The organism is Massilia phosphatilytica, assembly GCF_977014125.1.
Window position 1 is genome coordinate 1 of record NZ_CDRNIL010000058.1, and the last position, 2,650, is coordinate 2,650.

Sequence of the window (2,650 nt, forward strand, 5' to 3'; positions counted from 1 at the left end):
GTTCGATGCCATGATCGTTCTCCTTGAGTTGGTTAAACAGTCGTCCCTCTGCCGGATCAGCGTCTCGTGCTGACTCCCGCTCGGGAAGAGGTGAAGCCGTGCTAGAGGCGCACGATATGCAGGGTGAATAGGATTCCTTATGGCTGGCTTGTAGGATGAGTCTGGCTATTTTGGTGCAACGGATTCAGTTGGAAAGGACGGGCCGGCGGCGGAAGACACTCGCCGTTGCGGCGGAACGTTCCGCACAGTCCCGCATCGGCCAGGCGCACGATCGACAGGCGGGTGCGCGAACTCGATGGCCTCCTGCCCTGGAAGCGGCGGTAGATCTCCAGGAAAATGGCCTGTTGCGCATCCAGTTGCTGCCAGGAGGTAATCGGGGCTGCGGTAGTGGTACACGACCTCGAAATCCAGCGACCACTGGCCCCAGTTGAAGAAATGGGCGCGTTCGAAGTCGACCGTTTTCCTTGCTCGTGACGATCTCGCGGATGATCTGCGGGATGCGGCCCAGCAGGTCCATCACCCGTGCCGTAGGCCACGCGCGGCACGACTGCCACGCGCCGCGTCTGCATGCGCTTGTGGTCGTGGATGCGGCTCTTCAGCAGTTCGCCGTTGGAGAACACGACCTGTTGCCCCGCCCAGGCCGCAACCGGCAACATCCTCGGCGACCTGTTCGCCTCGCTCTCGATCATGCTGGACAAGCCGTTCGAGGTGGGCGATTTCATCATCGTGGGCGACGTGCTCGGGTCGGTCGAGCACATCGGCCTCAAGACGACGCGCGTGCGCGGCCTGGGCGGGGAACAGGTCGTGTTCTCCAACGGCGAACTGCTGAAGAGCCGCATCCACAACCACAAGCGCATGCAGACGCGGCGCGTGGCATTCGTGCTGCGCGTGGCCTACGGCACGGGTGATGAACTGCTGGGCCGCATCCCGCAGATCATCCGCGAGATCGTCACGAGCAAGGAAAACGTCGACTTCGAACGCGCCCATTTCTTCAACTGGGGCCAGTGGTCGCTGGATTTCGAGGTCGTGTACCACTACCGCAGCCCCGATTACCTCCTGCACATGGATGCGCAACAGGCCATTTTCCTGGAGATCTACCGCCGCTTCCAGCAGGAGGCCATCGAGTTCGCGCACCCGCTGTCGATCGTGCGCCTGGCCGATGCGGGACTGGCGGAGACGTTCCGCCGCAACGGCGAGGTGTCTCCGCCGCCGGGCCCGTCCTTTCACTGAATCCGTTGCACCAAAATAGCCAGACTCATCCTACAAGCCAGCCATAAGGAATCCTATTCACCCTGCATATCGTGCGCCTTAGCATGGCTTCACCTCTTCCCGAGCGGGAGTCACGAGACGCTGATCCGGCAGAGGGACGACTGTTTAACCAACTCAAGGAGAACGATCATGGCATCGAACAACCAGCAAGGCGGTAACAAGGGCAACAACCAGAGCGGCGACACCAGCAACCGCGGCTTCGCATCGATGGACCCGCAGAAGCAGCGCGACATCGCCTCGGAAGGCGGCAAGGCCGCCCACGCTTCGGGCAATGCGCACGAGTTCACCTCGGAAGAAGCGCGCCGCGCCGGCTCCATGAGCCACAAGAACCACGGCAACAACCAGAGCGGCAACAGCGGCAACCAGCAGAGCGGCAACAGCACCCGTGGCGGCACGCCGGAGCAGCATGCCAAGGCCGGCTCGCAGAGCCACAAGAACGACAACAAGCGCTGATCGCCAGCGCCTGCCCGGCACGCCCGGGCAGATCGTGGCAGTTCCAACCGCTGGCTCCGGCCGGCGGTTTTCGCATTTCCGTGACGCGTCCAGAAACGACGGTCCGCCCGCCCCATCCTCTCCTTTCCCATCCCCGGCATTCCGCCGCGATGTGCCGCCGCACTCGTATTGACGGGCTCGCCCGCTCTGCGCCCGCGTCCAATTGTGCGGGGCAAAACGGATGAAGGGTGATATATTTTTGGCACTATATTTCACATTCCAATCGTTCCGTAACCGTAAGTCGTTACGGTCTTTACGTATGAACTTTGGATGCGGGAAACAGCGCATGCGGGGCATGGAGTCCGCGCGGCCGCAGGCGCCGCGCCGGCAGGAATAACCATCAAACAGGATAAGCGAATGAAAAAGAATATTGCCATTGTCGGTGCTGGATTTTCCGGAGCTGTCATCGCCAACCAGCTGGCCCACGCGGGCTACAACGTCGAAATCTTCGAGGCGCGCGACCATATCGCGGGCAACTGCCATTCGGAGCGCGACGCCGAAACGGGCGTCATGGTGCACGTGTACGGCCCCCACATTTTCCACACCGATAACGAGCGGGCCTGGGAATTCGTGAACCGCTTCGCCGAATTCAAGCCCTACGTCAATCGCGTGAAGGCGATCACGAATCACCGCGTGTTCACGCTGCCGATCAACCTGCTGACGATCAACCAGTTCTTCGGCAAGACGTTCCGTCCGGCGGAAGCCCAGGCGTTCATCCAGTCGCTGGGCGACAAGTCGATCGAGAATCCGGCCACGTTCGAGGAACAGGCGCTGCGTTTCGTGGGCCGCGAGCTGTACGAAGCGTTCTTCAAGACAGGTGCTGGATCATCCAGCTCAACTCCTCCGTTTTAACCTTAGCAATACGTAACTGAACGAGTAGACATAAACA

At 61.1% G+C, this 2,650-nt stretch carries 3 protein-coding genes and 1 pseudogene; 3 read left to right on the forward strand and 1 reads right to left on the reverse strand.

Going from position 1 to position 2,650, the window contains the following annotated elements; translation table 11 throughout:
- Positions 1-137: 137 nt before the first annotated feature.
- Positions 138-620, reverse strand: a complete 483-nt coding sequence (locus ACWNCF_RS02095; RefSeq protein WP_449405844.1) for a hypothetical protein — start codon at positions 618-620, stop codon at positions 138-140.
- Here ACWNCF_RS02095 and ACWNCF_RS02100 point away from each other — a divergent pair.
- The 3 genes and pseudogenes from ACWNCF_RS02100 to ACWNCF_RS02110 form a co-directional block, all read left to right on the forward strand.
- A complete protein-coding gene (locus tag ACWNCF_RS02100) occupies positions 610-1,230 on the forward strand; it encodes a mechanosensitive ion channel family protein (protein ID WP_449405845.1) in 621 nt (206 codons plus the stop codon). The genes ACWNCF_RS02095 and ACWNCF_RS02100 overlap by 11 nt on opposite strands.
- Positions 1,231-1,398: 168 nt before the next feature.
- Positions 1,399-1,722, forward strand: coding sequence for a KGG domain-containing protein (locus ACWNCF_RS02105; protein ID WP_449405846.1), 324 nt, complete (start codon positions 1,399-1,401; stop codon positions 1,720-1,722).
- Positions 1,723-2,118: 396 nt separating this feature from the next.
- Positions 2,119-2,577 (forward strand): annotated as a pseudogene (locus ACWNCF_RS02110) (FAD-dependent oxidoreductase); the annotation flags it as partial.
- Positions 2,578-2,650 lie beyond the last annotated feature (73 nt).

What these genes read in the sequence shown, in the direction of transcription:
- ACWNCF_RS02105 (WP_449405846.1), top strand. Translation starts at nt 1,399, where the DNA reads ATGGCATCGAACAACCAGCAAGGCGGTAACAAGGGCAACAACCAGAGC.